At 60.9% G+C, this 16311-nt stretch carries 17 protein-coding genes; 10 read left to right on the forward strand and 7 right to left on the reverse strand.

The genetic code is table 11. The annotated features are described in order from the left end of the window. Positions 1–60: 60 nt before the first annotated feature. Positions 61–1737 carry an MFS transporter gene (locus tag ACKUG4_RS00715; RefSeq protein WP_236191247.1) on the reverse strand — a complete coding sequence of 559 codons (1677 nt, stop codon included), beginning with the start codon at positions 1735–1737 and terminating at the stop codon, positions 61–63. A 241-nt stretch (positions 1738–1978) separates the two neighbouring features. Beyond that, positions 1979–2362, reverse strand: a complete 384-nt coding sequence (locus tag ACKUG4_RS00720; protein WP_445433159.1) for a DUF6124 family protein — start codon at positions 2360–2362, stop codon at positions 1979–1981. A gap of 460 nt (positions 2363–2822) precedes the next feature. Between ACKUG4_RS00720 and ACKUG4_RS00725 the strand changes: the two genes are divergently transcribed. The 3 genes from ACKUG4_RS00725 (at position 2823) to ACKUG4_RS00735 (ending at position 4464) form a co-directional block, all read left to right on the forward strand. Further along, the gene (locus tag ACKUG4_RS00725) at positions 2823–3254 is read left to right on the forward strand and encodes an HhH-GDP family DNA glycosylase (RefSeq protein WP_085649083.1); all 432 of its coding nucleotides are present in this window, start codon (positions 2823–2825) and stop codon (positions 3252–3254) included. Beyond that, on the forward strand, positions 3251–3982 hold the full coding sequence (locus ACKUG4_RS00730) for a DUF72 domain-containing protein (RefSeq protein WP_445433160.1): 732 nt from the start codon (positions 3251–3253) through the stop codon (positions 3980–3982). The genes ACKUG4_RS00725 and ACKUG4_RS00730 overlap by 4 nt, the downstream gene beginning before the upstream one ends. Positions 3983–4083: 101 nt before the next feature. Then, positions 4084–4464 carry a RidA family protein gene (locus ACKUG4_RS00735; protein ID WP_085649081.1) on the forward strand — a complete coding sequence of 127 codons (381 nt, stop codon included), beginning with the start codon at positions 4084–4086 and terminating at the stop codon, positions 4462–4464. A 157-nt stretch (positions 4465–4621) separates the two neighbouring features. On the opposite strand, the gene ACKUG4_RS00740 is transcribed toward ACKUG4_RS00735, so the two are convergent. Then, entirely contained in the window at positions 4622–5101 is a 480-nt protein-coding gene (locus tag ACKUG4_RS00740; RefSeq protein WP_064595846.1) for a hypothetical protein, read from the reverse strand. A gap of 233 nt (positions 5102–5334) precedes the next feature. On the opposite strand from ACKUG4_RS00740, the gene ACKUG4_RS00745 reads away from it, so the two are divergent. Then, positions 5335–7323 carry a peptidase U32 family protein gene (locus tag ACKUG4_RS00745; RefSeq protein WP_007955412.1) on the forward strand — a complete coding sequence of 663 codons (1989 nt, stop codon included), beginning with the start codon at positions 5335–5337 and terminating at the stop codon, positions 7321–7323. Between the two features lie 74 nt (positions 7324–7397). On the opposite strand, the gene ACKUG4_RS00750 is transcribed toward ACKUG4_RS00745, so the two are convergent. Next, positions 7398–8708, reverse strand: coding sequence for an MFS transporter (locus tag ACKUG4_RS00750; protein WP_445433161.1), 1311 nt, complete (start codon positions 8706–8708; stop codon positions 7398–7400). 355 nt (positions 8709–9063) lie between these two features. Between ACKUG4_RS00750 and souR the strand changes: the two genes are divergently transcribed. Further along, positions 9064–10089 carry a transcriptional regulator SouR gene (souR, locus tag ACKUG4_RS00755; RefSeq protein ID WP_085611847.1) on the forward strand — a complete coding sequence of 342 codons (1026 nt, stop codon included), beginning with the start codon at positions 9064–9066 and terminating at the stop codon, positions 10087–10089. Between the two features lie 21 nt (positions 10090–10110). Here the strand turns inward: souR and ACKUG4_RS00760 are convergent, their stop codons facing one another. Beyond that, positions 10111–11175, reverse strand: a complete 1065-nt coding sequence (locus tag ACKUG4_RS00760) for an alpha/beta fold hydrolase (protein ID WP_445433162.1) — start codon at positions 11173–11175, stop codon at positions 10111–10113. 210 nt (positions 11176–11385) lie between these two features. Beyond that, positions 11386–11580, reverse strand: coding sequence for a PLDc N-terminal domain-containing protein (locus ACKUG4_RS00765; protein WP_041475233.1), 195 nt, complete (start codon positions 11578–11580; stop codon positions 11386–11388). 167 nt (positions 11581–11747) lie between these two features. On the opposite strand from ACKUG4_RS00765, the gene ACKUG4_RS00770 reads away from it, so the two are divergent. Continuing rightward, positions 11748–12584: an AraC family transcriptional regulator gene (locus ACKUG4_RS00770; protein WP_064595851.1), complete on the forward strand. Its 837-nt coding sequence runs from the start codon at positions 11748–11750 to the stop codon at positions 12582–12584. A 51-nt stretch (positions 12585–12635) separates the two neighbouring features. Further along, the gene (locus ACKUG4_RS00775; protein ID WP_445433163.1) at positions 12636–13232 is read left to right on the forward strand and encodes a LysE family translocator; all 597 of its coding nucleotides are present in this window, start codon (positions 12636–12638) and stop codon (positions 13230–13232) included. A gap of 13 nt (positions 13233–13245) precedes the next feature. Here ACKUG4_RS00775 and ACKUG4_RS00780 read toward each other — a convergent pair whose 3' ends face one another. Beyond that, complete coding sequence (locus tag ACKUG4_RS00780) at positions 13246–14643, reverse strand: PBS lyase (protein ID WP_445433164.1); 1398 nt, start codon at positions 14641–14643, stop codon at positions 13246–13248. 96 nt (positions 14644–14739) lie between these two features. Here ACKUG4_RS00780 and ACKUG4_RS00785 point away from each other — a divergent pair, with 96 nt between their 5' ends. The 3 genes from ACKUG4_RS00785 (at position 14740) to ACKUG4_RS00795 (ending at position 16275) form a co-directional block, all read left to right on the forward strand. Then, positions 14740–15237, forward strand: coding sequence for a hypothetical protein (locus ACKUG4_RS00785; RefSeq protein WP_445433165.1), 498 nt, complete (start codon positions 14740–14742; stop codon positions 15235–15237). A gap of 123 nt (positions 15238–15360) precedes the next feature. Next, positions 15361–16056, forward strand: coding sequence for a tRNA (adenine(22)-N(1))-methyltransferase (locus tag ACKUG4_RS00790; RefSeq protein WP_445433166.1), 696 nt, complete (start codon positions 15361–15363; stop codon positions 16054–16056). A 54-nt stretch (positions 16057–16110) separates the two neighbouring features. After that, entirely contained in the window at positions 16111–16275 is a 165-nt protein-coding gene (locus ACKUG4_RS00795) for a DUF2986 domain-containing protein (RefSeq protein ID WP_064595861.1), read from the forward strand. The last annotated feature ends 36 nt before the right edge of the window (positions 16276–16311 follow it).

Raw genomic sequence — 16311 nt, forward strand, 5'->3', positions numbered from 1 at the left:
TGATGTGACAACGCCGGATGCTGTACGTGAACGCCACGCACAGCATCCGGCGAGGTTGGGTCAGGTGTGATGAATGTCGCGATCCTTGGTCTCCGGCATGAAGAAGATCCCGAGAATCGCCGTCATCACCGCAATCACGATCGGGTACCACAAGCCGTAGTAGATATCCCCGGTGGCCGCAACCATCGCAAACGCCACGGTCGGCAGGAACCCGCCGAACCAGCCGTTGCCGATGTGGTACGGCAGCGACATCGAGGTATAGCGGATGCGCGCCGGGAACAGCTCGACCAGCCACGCCGCAATCGGGCCGTAAACCATGGTCACGTAGATCACGAGGATGGTCAGCAGCAGCAAGACCATCGGGTAATTGGTCTTCGCCGGGTCGGCTTTTTCCGGGTAACCGGCTTCTTTCAACGCCGTGCCGAGGCTGGCGGTGAACGCGTCGTTACGGGTCTTGAAGTCGGCGGCCGGCAGGGTCGTGCCTTCGAAGCTTTCGATGACCTTGTCGCCGATACGCACTTGGGCCACGGTGCCCGGTTCCGCCACCACGTTTTCGTACGGGATCGCCCGTTTGGCGAGGATGGTTTTCGCCAGATCGCACGAGCTGGTGAATTTGGCCTTGCCCACCGGATCGAACTGGAACGAGCACTGGTCGGGGTTGGCGATCACCTTGACCGGGTTCTTCTCCTGGGCCACGAATACGTCGGGATTCCCGTATTGGGTCAGCGCATGGAAGATCGGGAAGTAGGTCACCGCCGCCAGAATGCACCCGGCCATGATGATGCCCTTGCGCCCGATGCGGTCGGACAGGCTGCCGAAAATCACGAAGAACGGCGTACCGATCAGCAGCGAACCGGCGATCAGCAGGTTCGCGGTCTGCGGGTCGATCTTCAGGGTTTGCAGCAGGAAAAACAGCGCGTAGAACTGCCCGGTGTACCAGACCACCGCTTGCCCGGCGGTGCCGCCGAGCAGGGCCATGATCACGATTTTCAGGTTGTCCCAACGGGCGAAGGACTCGGTCAGCGGGGCTTTCGACGACTTGCCTTCTTCCTTCATTTTCTTGAACACCGGCGACTCGTTCAGCTGCAGACGGATGTAGACCGAGACCGCCAGCAGCAGGATCGACAGCAGGAACGGAATCCGCCAGCCCCAGGCCTCGAAGGCTTCGGTGCCCAGCGCGGTGCGGCAGGCGAGGATCACCAGCAACGACATAAACAGACCCAGGGTCGCGGTGGTCTGAATCCATGACGTGAAATAACCGCGTTTGCCCTTCGGCGCATGCTCGGCCACATACGTTGCCGCGCCGCCGTACTCGCCGCCCAGCGCCAGGCCTTGCAGCAAACGCAGGGTAATCAGAATGATCGGCGCCGCCACGCCAATCGTCGCGTAACCGGGCAGGAAACCCACAATCGCCGTCGACACCCCCATGATCACAATCGTGATCAGAAACGTGTGCTTGCGCCCGATCATGTCGCCCAGTCGCCCGAACACAATCGCCCCGAACGGCCGCACCGCAAAGCCTGCGGCGAAGGCGAGCAGGGCGAAGATGAACGCCGTGGTCTCGTTCACCCCGGCAAAGAAGTGCTTGGCGATGATCGCCGCCAGGGAGCCGTAGAGGTAAAAGTCGTACCACTCGAACACCGTGCCGAGCGACGACGCAAAGATGACCTTGCGCTCCTCCCGGCTGACGCTGTGGTGCGGGGCACTGCCTGTGGACATGCTGTCGAGTACTGCCATGGGTGTTCTCCGTCGTGCTTGTTTTTGTAGGCCGGAGCACTTCATCAACGTCGCGTACCCAAGGCCTGTGGCGGATGCCGGTTCAGGTATTTCGTGGAGCGTGCACAGAATCACCGCCCCGCGCGGGAGGGCGGGGTTTCATTGAGCATAATTGGGTTCTGTTGGATGTCCACCCGACGAGATTTGGGGGGCCGGATACTCACCGGCGCATGACCTGTGGGAGCTGGCGATGCTCGGCGGATTATTCCGTTGGCACGACGTTATCCAGCACTTGATTCACCGCCAGTTCCGCCAGCATCACGATCTGTGCGATGCCTTGTGCGGTTTTGCGGTGGGGGCCTTCGAGGGCGTCGACGAGGTTGTTGAGCATGACGTTGGCCGAGCCGAGAGTTTCGACGGCGTCGGCGAGCAGGGATTCGGTGTTGCTGGCCGGGTTGGCCTGGTAGAGGCGGTTGGGAACGTAGGGCGCGGCCATGATGTAGGGGGCGGGCGGGCCGAGGTAGTAGTTGAGAGCGCGTTCGGCGGCTTCGTTGAATTTTTTGGAGTCAGGGCATTCGTAGGGGGATGTTGGATTGGTGATGCTGGCCGGTTCGCTGACCGGGGGATTTGGCGTTATTTTGAACATGGGATGTCATCCTTCTATAAGGCCGCATCCATTTCGCTGCTAAACGAAGGGGGTGGCGGCTGTGTGCGAGTTAGCAGACCGGTAGACATCCCCAAAACCCGGCGCACCCGAAGGTGCCAAGCACACAGCCACCATCAAGTGCAGGCGACCGCCTGACTGATGAGACTCGTACAACCGGGGAATATCTGCCGGGCTGCTAAACCCGATCACTGCAAATCAGTGACCCGATCCAAGTTACCGGCCGACCCCAAGGCGCACAAGCCGGCGGATTCTGGCGTAGCGGTAGGCTCTGGCGCAAGGATTTGTAGGCATCCGGAAGCATTCCGACATGTCTTTAAACGGCGTGATTCAAACCTGTTTATCAATCATCGCCCGACGAGGAGAAACCTGACGCGTTAAGCCCCAAAACCATTCGTCGCCAGCCCCGCACTCATCACGCCGCCCCTCGCTCAAAAGCTGCATGACCAAAACCATCAACGCCCAAGACTTGCACATCGACCTGCATCCGCTGAACGAATCAGCGCTGTTCAAATGGCTGCTCGCCAGTTTCCTGATGGGCAAACGCATCCAGGCCGACATCGCCGCCGAAGCCTACCGAGTGATCGTTGAACGACACCAGCGCGATACGCCGCGCAAACTCGGCCATTGCACCCACCGCGAGCTGGTGCGGATGCTCGGCCAGGCGCATTACGTGCGTTACGACGAAACCACCGCCGAACGCTTGCTGGCCCTGGCTGCCAGACTGAATGACGAATATGCCGGGCGGGTAATGAACATGGTCGAGGCGAGCGCCGACCGCCAGGACTTCGAAAAGCGTTTGCAAGCCTTCGAAGGGATCGGCCCGAAAACCGTGGAAATCTTTATGCGCGAAGCGGGCAAGGTGCTGTTTTGAGTGCGTCGTCTATCTTCATCGGTTGCGCCGGCTGGAGCCTGCCCCGGCAGCATTGGCCAGCCTTCCCGGAGCAGGGCACTCATCTGCAACGTTACGCCGCGCTGCTCAATGGCGTGGAAATCAACAGCTCCTTCTACCGTCCGCACAAACTGCAAACCTATGCCCGTTGGGCCGAGTCGGTGGCGGACGGATTTCGCTTCTGCGTGAAGATACCGAAATCGATCAGCCATGAGCGACGCCTGCGGGACTGTGAACCTGAGCTCGACGCCTTTCTCGAGCAGTGTTCGGGACTGGGTGATCGCCTGGGTTGCCTGCTGCTGCAGTTGCCACCGTCGCTGGCGTTTGACGAAGCGGTTGCCGAGGCGTTTTTCATCGGCTTGCGCCAGCGCTATTCCGGGGCCGTGGTGCTGGAGCCGCGCCACGAATCCTGGGCCGCCGCCGAACTGTTGTTGATGGCGTATCGCATCGCGCAAGCGGTGGTCGATCCCTCTCGAATCAGCACCGACACGGTTCCGTGCGGCTGGCCGGGCGTGCGCTACTGGCGGCTGCACGGTTCGCCACGGATTTATCACAGCCCCTACGACTCGGCGTATCTGGAAACGCTCGCCGGCGATTTGCAGGTTGCGGCTGTCGACGGCGTCGACACCTGGTGCATCTTCGACAACACCGCCAGCGGCGCGGCACTCGGCAATGCGCTGGAACTGCGGCGGATACTGGCGCAGGGCTGACACACCGCGTCGGGACTTCCCACCGCCGACCGGGTCTGTAAACTGGCCGCCCGAAACGGCGCGCGATGGCGCCGTCCTCACTGCCAGCGAAGGACTTTCCCATGGCCAACCAAGACATCACTTACACCCCGGACCCGGATGCAGACTCAATCTCTTCGGACGTGACCGAATTCAACGGCATCCTGATGTCGACCCAGATTCCGACCCGTGCCGACGGCAGCCTGGAACTGGGCGACATCATCGCGCAAAGCGAATGCACGTTGCAGGCGCTGAAAGTGGCGCTGGAAAAGGCCGGCAGCTCAATGGATCGCGTGTTGCACCTGACCATTTATCTGACCGATATGGCTGATCGCGCTGCGTTCAACGAGGTGTACAAGCGCTACTTCGCCAAGCCATGGCCGGTGCGTGCGGCGGTGGGCGTGGCGGCGCTGGCGGTTGAGGGGATGAAGGTGGAAGTGACTGCGATGGCCGCCAAGGCCTGACTTCAGCACAGCTGCGCCCCGCAGGAGCAGGTGTTCCAAGTCAGTCATTCATTGCTGCTGTATTGTGCCGGCGTTTTTACGGGCAAACTTCCCTACAGACCAGCGCAGCCAATACGGCCGCTCCGAGCCTGGCTGCGCTTCGAACTTTCTATTAAGGCTATTTATCGTCCAGTGGGCCGGTGGCATTTAGAAAAAGTTGTGCGTTTTTCACATGGTATTCGACGCCTTCATAAATAACATACATTTCAAAATTCGCTTCAATAGTGTTGCTGATCCTGTCTCTTTTGAACGTAACCTTACCCTTAAAACCCGACACATTATAAAAGCCTGCTGTTAGGTGGCCCGATACAACGCCAGTACCTTCGCGCTCTATTCTGTATGTACCGTCTTCCAGCGTTTTGGGGATTATGAGCCCGAGCTGTACGTGTTCCTCAGTTGGCAGGCTACGACCCAGGACACTTAAAAATTCTGGAACTAACGAAGCATAGATGAATGTGCCAGCTGAAAACTTTTCCCCTACGCCCGGAATGGGTGGACTGAACGTTGCCTCGCAATAATTGTTCATTACTGAATGTGCATCACCGGCCGTCATGTCTTTTTCATTAATATTTAATGCTTTGTAAATTTCAGTGTTCATTATCGAAATCCTTTTTTATGAATCGAAAATGGAAAAGGCACTGCAATACGCTGGAATACCTGGCGAAAAGAGTGCTTCATATAAGCCGACCCAACAACTGACAGAACTTACAGTTATGCCATTGCCGAAACTGTGCTAGTGACTTTATGCATCACATCGCCCCATGGGTGCCGGTCAGGCCGTTCGCAGGTACAATGCGCGCCTCGACCGTGACAGCCTGACTAAAAAAACATATGTCCTTGCCCAAACATCACCTGGAACTGCTCAGCCCCGCCCGTGACGTGGCCATCGCCCGCGAGGCCATCCTGCATGGCGCCGACGCGGTGTACATCGGCGGCCCGAGCTTCGGTGCGCGCCACAACGCGTGCAACGAGGTGAGCGAAATCGCCGAACTGGTGGAATTTGCCCGTCGCTATCACGCGCGCATCTTCACCACCATCAACACCATCCTGCACGACAACGAACTGGAGCCGGCGCGCAAGCTGATCCATCAGTTGTACGACGCCGGCGTCGATGCGCTGATCGTTCAGGACCTGGGCGTGATGGAGCTGGACATTCCACCCATCGAGCTGCACGCCAGCACCCAGACCGACATCCGTACCCTCGAGCGGGCCAAGTTCCTCGATCAGGCCGGTTTCTCGCAACTGGTTCTGGCCCGTGAACTGAACCTCAAGGAAATCCGCGCGATCGCCGATGAAACCGATGCCGCCATCGAGTTCTTCATTCACGGCGCGTTGTGTGTGGCGTTCTCCGGTCAGTGCAACATTTCCCACGCGCAGACCGGGCGCAGTGCCAACCGTGGCGACTGCTCCCAGGCCTGCCGTCTGCCGTACACCCTCAAAGACGAGAAGGGTGGCGTGATCGCCTACGAAAAACACCTGTTGTCGATGAAAGACAACAACCAGAGCGCCAACATCCGCGCACTGGTCGAGGCCGGTGTGCGTTCGTTCAAGATCGAAGGTCGCTACAAGGACATGGGTTATGTGAAGAACATCACCGCCTATTACCGCCAGCGCCTCGACGACGTGCTCAACGACCGCCCGGACCTGGCGCGCGCTTCCAGCGGCCGCACCGCGCATTTCTTCATGCCGGACCCGGAAAAGACCTTCCACCGTGGCAGCACCGACTACTTCGTCAGCGAGCGCAAGATCGACATCGGCGCGTTCGATTCGCCGACCTTCACCGGTCTGGCGGTGGGCACGGTCGAGAAAGTCGGCAAGCGTGACATGCAGGTCATCACCCACGAGCCGCTGTCCAACGGCGACGGCCTCAACGTGCTGGTCAAGCGCGAAGTGGTGGGGTTCCGCGCCAACATCGCCGAAGCCAAGGGCGAGTTCGAGGAAGAAGGCGAGAAGCGCTACCGCTACCGCGTCGAGCCGAACGAAATGCCGGAAGGCCTGTACAAGCTGCGCCCGAACCACCCGCTGAACCGCAACCTCGACCACAACTGGCAGCAGGCCTTGCTCAAGACCTCTGCAGAGCGTCGTATTGGCGTGAGCTGGCTGGCGAAGTTGCGTGAAGAGCGTCTGGAACTGACCGTGACCAGCGAAGAGGGCATCAGCGCCAGCGTCGCGCTGGAAGGTCCGTTCGGCGTCGCCAACAAGCCGGAACAGGCGCTGGACACCTTGCACGATCTGCTCGGTCAGCTCGGCACCACCGAGTACCACGCGACCTCGATCAAACTGGATGCGCCGCAAGCGTTCTTCATCCCGAACTCGCAGCTCAAGTCGTTGCGCCGTGAAGTGATCGAAGCGCTGACCGCTGCCCGCGTTGCCGCTCACCCGCGCGGTTCGCGCAAGGCCGAGACCACGCCACCGCCGGTGTACCCGGAAGCGCACCTGTCGTTCCTGGCCAACGTCTACAACCAGAAGGCCCGCGACTTCTACCACCGTCACGGCGTGAAGCTGATCGATGCGGCGTACGAGGCCCACGAAGAGGCGGGTGAAGTGCCGGTGATGATCACCAAGCACTGCCTGCGGTTCTCCTTCAACCTGTGCCCGAAACAGGCCAAAGGCGTGACCGGTGTGAAAACCAAGGTCGCGCCGATGCAGCTGATTCACGGCGACGAAGTGCTGACCCTGAAGTTCGACTGCAAACCGTGCGAGATGCACGTGATCGGCAAGATGAAGGGCCACATCCTGAACCTGCCGCAGCCGGGCAGTGTGGTGGGGCATATCAGCCCTGAGGATCTGATGAAAACGATCCCGCGCGCGCCGCACTGATTCAGAGGCTGCTGTGCGATAAATAAAAAAAACCGGTGACGAAAGTCACCGGTTTTTTTATGCCTGCCAGAAACTCAACTGGCTTCGTAGCGCGATCCTGTCTGCGGCGCCGCTTCGCCACTCAACGCATCGACCATCGGCGGATGTTCCTGCGCCGCCTGGCGCAGATCCTCGGTCACTCGCAGTTCGGCGCCAGTTGGCGAGAAGGTCGCCGCTGCTGCGAACGGCGCCGGATTGGCCGGCACCGGACGCTTGCCGCGACGCCAGAAGAAGAACGTCACCATGGCCAGGTTGACCAGCGCGAAGGCCCAGAACAAGCCGGTTTCGCCGTGAGCGTTCATCGCTGGCGAGATCAGCAGCGGGCTCATCGCCGAGCCCAGCGAATTGATCAGCAGCATGCCCTGAATCATCGGTACCAGGGTTTCCACCGGCGCCCGGTCGGCAGCGTGGCTGACCGCAACCGGGTACAACGCGAACACGCCGCCGCCCAGCAGGAACAGCATCGCCGCGAGCATGGCCGAGGACAGCGGCACCAGCACGATCACCAGCGACAGCACGGTGCACGCGGCGCAGAGCACGGTCAGCACCTGCAGGCGATCCTTGCGGTCGGACCAGCGCCCGACCGGGTATTGCAGCAGCATCGCGCCGAGGATCGTCCAGGCCATCATGCTGCCGACTTCGCCGACGTTCAGGCCGATGCGTTGCAGGTACAGCGGCAGCAGGGTGTAGATCGCCGCGATGGTCACGCCGGAGCCGAAGCACCCGACCAGTCCGGTGGGGGACACACCCAGCAGCGCCCGTGGCTTGAGCGGTTCGACCTGTTCAAGCAGCGGTGAAACCCGCGGCAGGATCACGATCGGCAGCACCGACAGGGTCGCGAGCATGCCGGCGACCATGAACGGCGCGGTGTCGCCCAGCCCGGTGATTTTTCCCAAAAACGCCTGACCCAGCACGCCGGCGCCGTAGAGAACGATCATGTACAACGCGAGCAGACGGCCGCGAATCTTCGCGTCACCGGCCAGCAGCAGCCAGCTCTCGATCACCAGAAATACACCGACCGTGGCCCAGCCGTTGATCAGGCGCAGGACGACCCAGCCCCAGGTGTCATAAAACAGCCCTTGCAGCAGGATGGTCGCGGCGATGAGCGAGGCGAAGCTGCTGTAGGCGCGGATGTGGCCGATGCGCAGGATCAGCCGGTCGTTGAAGATCGCGCCCAGCGTCAGGCCGATGAAATAGGCCGAGGACACAATGCCGATCATCGTCGCCGATTCGCCGGCAGCGCCCAGGCGCAGGGTGGTCAAAGAAGACAGAAAGCCGTTGCCCAGGGCAACAATGAACAGCCCGAGCAGGGGCGCCAGCGCCATGGCCAGCAAACGCGGTGTCATAAAAACCTCAAGTGATCGAACAGCGGAACGTGCGCCTCTGCGCATGCGAGTGCCAAGCCGAAGTGTGTTGAAGACAAACGACCGCCGAACGGGCAGGACGATTGAGCCTGGCGCACTTCGTGAAAGTGGCCGGCTGTTCAAACCTGAGGGTTGTCATGGCTGCGGGCAGGCGCCGGTCGGGCGACTGCGAGAGGAGGCGCGATTTTAAGCCTTGTGTGGCGTTTGCCAAGGTGCCGGGCCTGCGACGTTGGGACGCAGGCTCGCTGGTATCAGCAGCGATCGCACTGAGGTGCTTGCGTCGTTCGCGAGTAATTTGCTGCGGCGCCGGTTAGCATGGCGGCATAACAACGAAACGATGGACCCCACCTTGATCGAACGACGCCAATTCAGCGGTGGCATGAAGGGCAAGAACCTTCGCTACCTGAACGAGCCCGCCAGCGGGCCGGGACGCATGACCCGCACCGGGTTTGTGCTGCTGGAGCATTTTTCCCTGCCGGCCTTCACCCAGGCGCTGGACACCCTGGTCACCGCCAATCTGCTGCGCCCCGGTCTGTTTTCCACGCGAACTTTCGGCCTCAGCGACGGCGAAGTGATCAGCGACCTGGGGCTGGTGATTCGCCCGGACTCGCGTCTGGAAACCAGTGTGTTGCAGGAATTGGATCTGCTGGTGATCTGCGGCGGTTACCGCACGGAATTGAAGGCGAGCGATGAGCTCATCAACCTGCTGAAAATGGCCGCCGAGGCCGGCGTGATACTGGCCGGGCTGTGGAACGGCGCGTGGTTCCTGGGCCGGGCAGGGGTGCTGGAAGGCTATCGCTGTGCGATTCACCCGGAGCATCGGCCGGCGCTGGCGGAGATTTCCAAGGCGACCCAGGTCAGCAGCGAACCCTACGTAATCGACCGCGACCGGTTGACCGCGTCCAGTCCGTCCGGCGCGTTCCACATGGCGCTGGACTGGATCAAGGGCCTGCACGACAAGGCGCTGGTCGAAGGCATCGAAGACATTCTGGCGTTCGAGGAATCGCGTTACCGGCGGATCAAACCGACGGAGAACCTCTGCGTCAGCGCGCCGTTGCGTGAAGTGGTGAAGCTGATGGACGCCAATCTGGAGGAACCGCTGGAGCTGGAACAACTGGCGGTGTATGCCGGGCGTTCCCGGCGTCAACTGGAGCGGCTGTTCAAGGAACAACTGGGCACCACGCCGCAGCGTTATTACATGGAACTGCGCATCACTGAGGCTCGGCGCCTGTTGCAACACACCGAGCTGTCCCAAGTGGACGTGCTGGTGGCCTGCGGATTCGTTTCGCCGAGTCATTTCAGCAAGTGCTACAGCGCCTATTTCGGTTATCGCCCGTCCAAAGAAAAACGGCTCGTCAAATGACGAGCCGTTCGGCGTGCCGCTTCAGAGGTGATCGGCGTCGATGATCGCCTGAGCGAAGGCTTTCGGGTCTTCCTGCGGCAGGTTGTGACCGATGCCACCGTTGATCAAGCGGAACTGGTATTTGCCGGTGAAGCGCTTGGCGTAGTCCTCGGGGGCCGGGTGCGGCGCGCCGTTGGCATCGCCTTCCAGGGTAATGGTCGGCACGCTGATCGAAGGCGCGGTGGCGAGTTTCTGTTCCAGCGCATCGTACTGTTTTTCACCCTGCACCAGGCCCAGACGCCAGCGGTAGTTGAATACGGTGATCGCGACGTGATCCGGGTTCTGCAACGCCTTGGCGCTGCGGTCGAAGGTGGCATCGTCGAACGCCCACTTCGGTGACGCCAGTTGCCAGATCAGCTTGGCGAAATCATGGGTGTTCCTGGTGTAACCCGCCTCACCACGGTCAGTGGCGAAGTAGAACTGATACCACCATTGCAGTTCGGCCTTGGGCGGCAGCGGATTCTTGCCGGCGGCCTGATTGCCGATCAGGTAACCGCTGACCGAGACCAGCGCCTTGACCCGCTCCGGCCACAGCGCCGAAACGATGTCTGCCGATCGCGCGCCCCAGTCGTAGCCACCGAGCACGGCTTGCTTGATCTTCAGCGCATCTATGAAATCGATCACGTCACTGGCCAGCGCCGCCGGCTGACCGTTACGCACGGTCTTGTCGGACAGGAAATGCGTGTCGCCATAACCCCGGGCGTACGGCATCAGCACCCGATAACCCTTGGCCGCCAGCAGCGGCGCGACGTCGTCGTAGCTGTGAATGTCATACGGCCAGCCGTGCAGCAGAATCACCACCGGGCCATTGGCCGGGCCGGTTTCGGCGTAGGCCACGTCCAATACGCCGGCCTTCACGTGCTTGAGCGGGCCGAATGGCAGGTCAGCTGTGACGCTGGCGGCTGCGGTCTTGATCGGCTCGGGTGCTGCGGTTTGCGCTTGAGCGAAGGCGCCAAACTGCAGCAGCGCGGTGGCGAGAAGCGACAGGCCCAGCAGACGGCGACGGTTTTTCCCGGTGGTGACGGTAGCGTGTGGTGCGTGCTTCATGGCAAGTCTCCTTATGATCGGCGAGGGCCGGGTTCTGGCTGAACCCTTCGAATCTGGAGCCCATTAAAGACTGGCCACGTATCTGCGCTGTTTCCGTTTTCATCAGCTGATGCGCGGGCATGTATCCGGGAGGCGTTCGTACACACTGGGATACAAACCTGCAGCCAACAAAAAGCCCCGAATGTTCGGGGCTCTTGCTTGCCTTGGGCTTCAAGCCTGCGTGACGTGCTTGGGCCCGGCCAGCGCCCAGGCGATCAGCCCGAACAGCGGCACAAACACGATCAATACGATCCAGACACCTTTGTTGCTGGCTTTCCCCTCACTCTTGCGCACCCTGTTGATCGCCCACAATTCGATGAGCAAAAGCACGACGGCCAGTACGATCCACGTGGTTTCAATTTGCATGAGCTACCTCCTGATGGTCTTTGGCTTAGGCGGGCCGTGACACTCAGGGTTCATTAAATTTGCTGGATGGCCTGCCTGGCTCACGTGCACAAATGTTCTAAACCCATCGGCAAAGTCGCGGTAACGTAGACGTCCTTGACGAACAACCACTGCCTTCGGAGCCTTGCGTGGACAAACGCAACTGGATCGACTTGTCTCAGGATGCCGACACCGGGATCGAGTCGATTCGTGCCCATTTCCAGGGGCATGCCTACGATCCGCACTGGCATGACAGCTTTCTTGTGGGCGTCACCGAGCAGGGCGTGCAGCAGTTTCATTGCCGGCGCGTGCGCCATCTGAGTACGCCGGGCAAGATTTTCATGCTGGAACCGGGTGAGATCCACGACGGGCACGCGCCGACGGAGGAGGGTTTCACCTATTCCATGCTCTACCTCGACCCGCACTGGCTGGAGCGCGAATTGCGCGTGCTGTTCGAGCATGCGCCGGACAACAGCCAGCTCGGGTTCACCGATACCCTGAGTCAGGATTCGCGCCTGTCCACGGCCATCAATCAGGCCTTCAACGCCCTGCATCAAGGCGACTTGCGCATCGTGCGCCAGACCGCCATCGACACCTTGCTCGGTGCGCTGACGTCCCACCTCGACTGGCGCAAGCGCCAGCCATTCGATCCGCGCCTGCCATGGGTGGCCCAGGTGGCGCGGGATTATCTGCATGGGCACGCCTTCGAGGACATCGGGCTGGACGACCTGGCCCAGGCCTGCGGGGTCGATCGCTTTCGTCTGACCCGTGCATTCAAGGCCGCTTTCGGACTGGCGCCGCATGCGTATCTGATCCAGTTGCGCCTGGCCCGCGCCCGCCAGCTGCTGGCGCGCGGCGAAACACCCGCCACCGTCGCCAGCGCCCTTGGTTTCGCCGATCAAAGCCATCTCGGGCGCTGGTTCCGCCGTGCCTATCACCTGACGCCGGCGGACTACCGCAAGCGCTGCTCAAACCTTCCAGACTGAACCCCGCGCAACCGCGACCATGGCCTCCTGTTTTGATTCGGGAGTCCTGTCATGGAATCGTTGCTGCCATTTCTGCTGTTTTCCTTCGTCGCCTCGATCACCCCGGGGCCGACCAATATTCTGGTGATGAGCCACAGCTCGCGGCGCGGTCTGACCGCCACCGTGCCGATCATCTTCGGCGCGTGTGTGTCGGCGGCGCTGGTGGTGTTGGTGGTCGGGCTCGGCGTGGGGGAAACCTTGCTGCGCTATCCCCGCGTGCAGCAGGCGATGGCCTGGGCCGGTGTGTTGTGGCTGAGCTGGCTGGCGTGGCAGATCTTTCGCAGCACGCCGCCCTCGTTGGACTCGGCGACAGCGGCCGATGACGGCTTCAGCGTGTTCGGCGCCGCCGGCCTGCAATTGATCAACCCCAAGGTGTGGATGATGGCCGTGGCGGTGGTGAGTGTGTTTGGCGGCAACGGCGACGACAGCGCGCGGATGCTGCTTTTGTCGGCGGTTTTTCTAATGGTCTGCCTGCCGTGCATGACGGCGTGGGCGCTGCTGGGCGTGGGCAGTGCGCGGTTTTTTGGCTCGCCACGGGCGTTTCGGCGAATGAATGCCGGGCTGGCGTTTTTATTGTTGCTGTCGGCCTGGTTGGCGGTGTTGGTGTAGATCGGTTCAGATATCAGTCGGTAAAGAGCGCAACCCTGTCACTCTGGATAAGGCCGCTGGCGGCCAGCGCTCTGAGCTGTTGCACCAACGCGCTGCGCTGGTCATTTGAGGTGACCGAGTCGAAAACCTGATACTGGCGATCGCACCAGAGATCCACCTGCCGCAGCCAGAATGTCTCAACCACGGGTTCTGCTTCCAGCCGTTTCAACAGATAGGCGATCTGCTGCCAACTGGACATCAAGCGCAAGATCGCCCGGCTGCGTTGCGGGGGCAGGTCATGCCATTCGCAATCCAGTTTCGCGGCGACCCCGGAATTCAGCGCGGCCCAGGGCTGCTTGTCTGTTAGCGCGTAGGCGGCGAGGTACACTTTTTCCGAAGAATCACCCAACGCCCCGAGCATCAGCGGCAGATCTTCGTCGCCCAGCAGGCGAACCGCAGCCTGCCGCACAGAGGGATAGATCGAGCTCAGCGCTTCAATAAGCCAGTGCTTCTGGAGTCTGATTTCCAGCTCGGCAGCCAGGCCCAGTACGCCAAGCCATTCGCGTTTGCGGGTGGGGAAATCCTGGCTGAGTCGCTGCGCCAGTACCTCAGATGCATCGACGCCGTGACGAGGTGCTGCCCAACGCGCCAGGCTGCGAATCGCGGGCGAAGGATCGAGCAAAGCCAATCGCAGCAGGTGAACTGGATCGTCAGACAGCGGAAGGAGGGCGCGCAGTATGCTGACTCGTACCTTGGCACCCGGCCGCGCCAGTGCCTCAAGCAGCAAAGGCGAAGCCTGCGCTGGCGGCAGTTCCTGACAGACCGACACCGCAGCCAACCTTACGGTCAGCTCCCGATGAGCCAGGGCGCTACGCAGGAGTCTCTCCGGGTCGAAATCCGTTTCCAGCAGCAAACTGAACAGGTAGCGCGCGGCTTTGCCTTGCCGCGTGAGAAAGTTTGCGAAGACCTCATCGCGGATTTCCGGTGATTGAAGAATAGTACGTGCGGCGGTGTAGGTGGGGGCATGGTCAACCCGCTGCCGCGCCGCCAGCGCCATGATCGACTCCAGCGCATACAGCAACGCGGGCGCCTGAGCGGGATTCAGGTAGTTGTTCAGCCCGGACAACGCCAGATCGCGAATCTGTGGCACCCAATCGTTGAGCCGTTCTATCAGGGCTACAAGTGCCTGCGGCGAGCAATCGCAACTGAGCTCTCTCACCGCGACTTCCCGGACGAACCCGTTGTAGTGGGTGCTGAGTTCTATCCACGTACCGCTGCCGTTGGCATTCGCGAGCAGTTCCAGCGCTTCGTTGCGCCGGTGCTCCGCCCATGTGGGCTCGGTCACGGGTTTGTTTCTCAGCCGGTCCAGCCAGTCCTTTGGAGATGTCACGCGATGATCCTTTCTGTAGTTGTCCGGGTGCAGGGTGGCCACTTTACTAATTCTGCGGTCGCAGGCGTAGAGCCCTCTTGAATTCAACGCGTTATCCGACACAATCGCGTCCTGGTCCGGCTGGAGGGCGAGTTAACGGTGAATAACGAACAGCAAGACCTGGTGATCGATCTCGCTTTGAAAAGAGTGTCGCGGGAGACATTCCTCGAGTTGTTTTTTTCGGGAGGCGATATTCCTGAAAACTACGTATGCCAGGAGTTGGAGACGGCACTGGCAGACAAGGATGCTGATAGCGTGGAGTGTGCGCTGACGTTTGGTTATCTGTTTTCGTTGCCAGCAGACTGTTCAAATGTATTGAGTCGCCTGTTGGGTGAGCGCTGGCACACGCGGCATGAAGATATCGCCAGTGCCTTGCAGATTCTCAAATGTCCGGCGTCGGTCGATAGTCTGTTCGAGGCCGCATTGGCGGAGTATTCCTATATCGGCTCCGAATACGCTTTGGGGGTCAAATGCATCCATGCGTTGTGTGATATCGGAACTGACAACGCCAGGGAAAAGCTGCGGATTCTGGCGCAGGGGGAAAATCCTGTTCTGGCCGAGCGGGCCGGCCGGCTCCTGGCAACTATCGGCAGTTGAGGAGAAGCGCGGATCGATCAAAGTGATTTGGTCGCAGACATTTGAATTCCCCGGCGTATCCCCCCAGAATCGCGCCCCGATCCGGTCACCAGTGCCGGGCGTTCAGAGTGAAAGGGGTTGCGGTTGAACGAACAGACATTGTCCATGCGCCTGGAGCGGGTGGCGGCGCACGTGCCTGCTGGTGCGCGGTTGGCCGATATCGGCTCGGATCACGGCTACCTGCCTGTGGCCCTGATGCGCCGTGGCGCGATCGCGGCGGCGGTGGCGGGCGAGATGGCCGAGACGCCGTTCCGTTCGGCGCAACGCACCGTGCGCGACAACGATCTTGAGCAGCAGATCACCGTGCGCCTGGCCAATGGCTTGATGGCCGTCGAACCGGAAGACGGGATCACGGCAATTACCGTGTGTGGCATGGGCGGTGAAACCATCCGCGACATCCTCGAAGCCGGCAAGGCGCGCCTGAGCGGTCGCGAACGCCTGATCCTGCAACCCAACGGCGGCGAGCAACCGCTGCGCCAATGGTTGATGGACAACGACTACCGAATCCTCTGCGAAGACGTCCTGCGCGAGAACCGCTTCGACTACGAAATCATCGTGGCCGAGCGGGGCGGGCCGGTTTCCTATACCCGCGAGGAACTGTACTTCGGGCCGCTGCAGTTGCAGGCGCGCAGTCCGGCGTTTGTCAGTAAGTGGCAGCACCGGCTGCGGCACAAGCAGCAGACGCTGGCTCACTTTGGACGGGCTCGGCATGCCGTTTGTGAACACAAGGTGCAGGAGCTGACGCAGCAGGTGCGGTGGATTACTGACGTGCTGGGGTGAAGCAGGCCCAACGCTGATATCATCCAACAACTTTCAAGCAGACCAAAAAACACCATGAACCGTCAGAAAAAACTGCAACAGCTCTTCAAGGAAAAATCCAGAAAGGCCAACGCCAAACTGGCACCCAAGAGCAACAAGCCGAAGTACATCAGCAAGGCTGATCGCCTGAAGCTCGAGGCGCAAGCGGCTCCAGAGTCGATTGAAACCCCTGAGGCCTGATCAGGCAGGCGCGCAGCGGTACAGGCCCCATCAGGT

This window comes from Candidatus Pseudomonas auctus, from assembly GCF_048654275.1.
In the GTDB taxonomy this organism is placed as follows: domain Bacteria; phylum Pseudomonadota; class Gammaproteobacteria; order Pseudomonadales; family Pseudomonadaceae; genus Aquipseudomonas; species Aquipseudomonas pharyngis.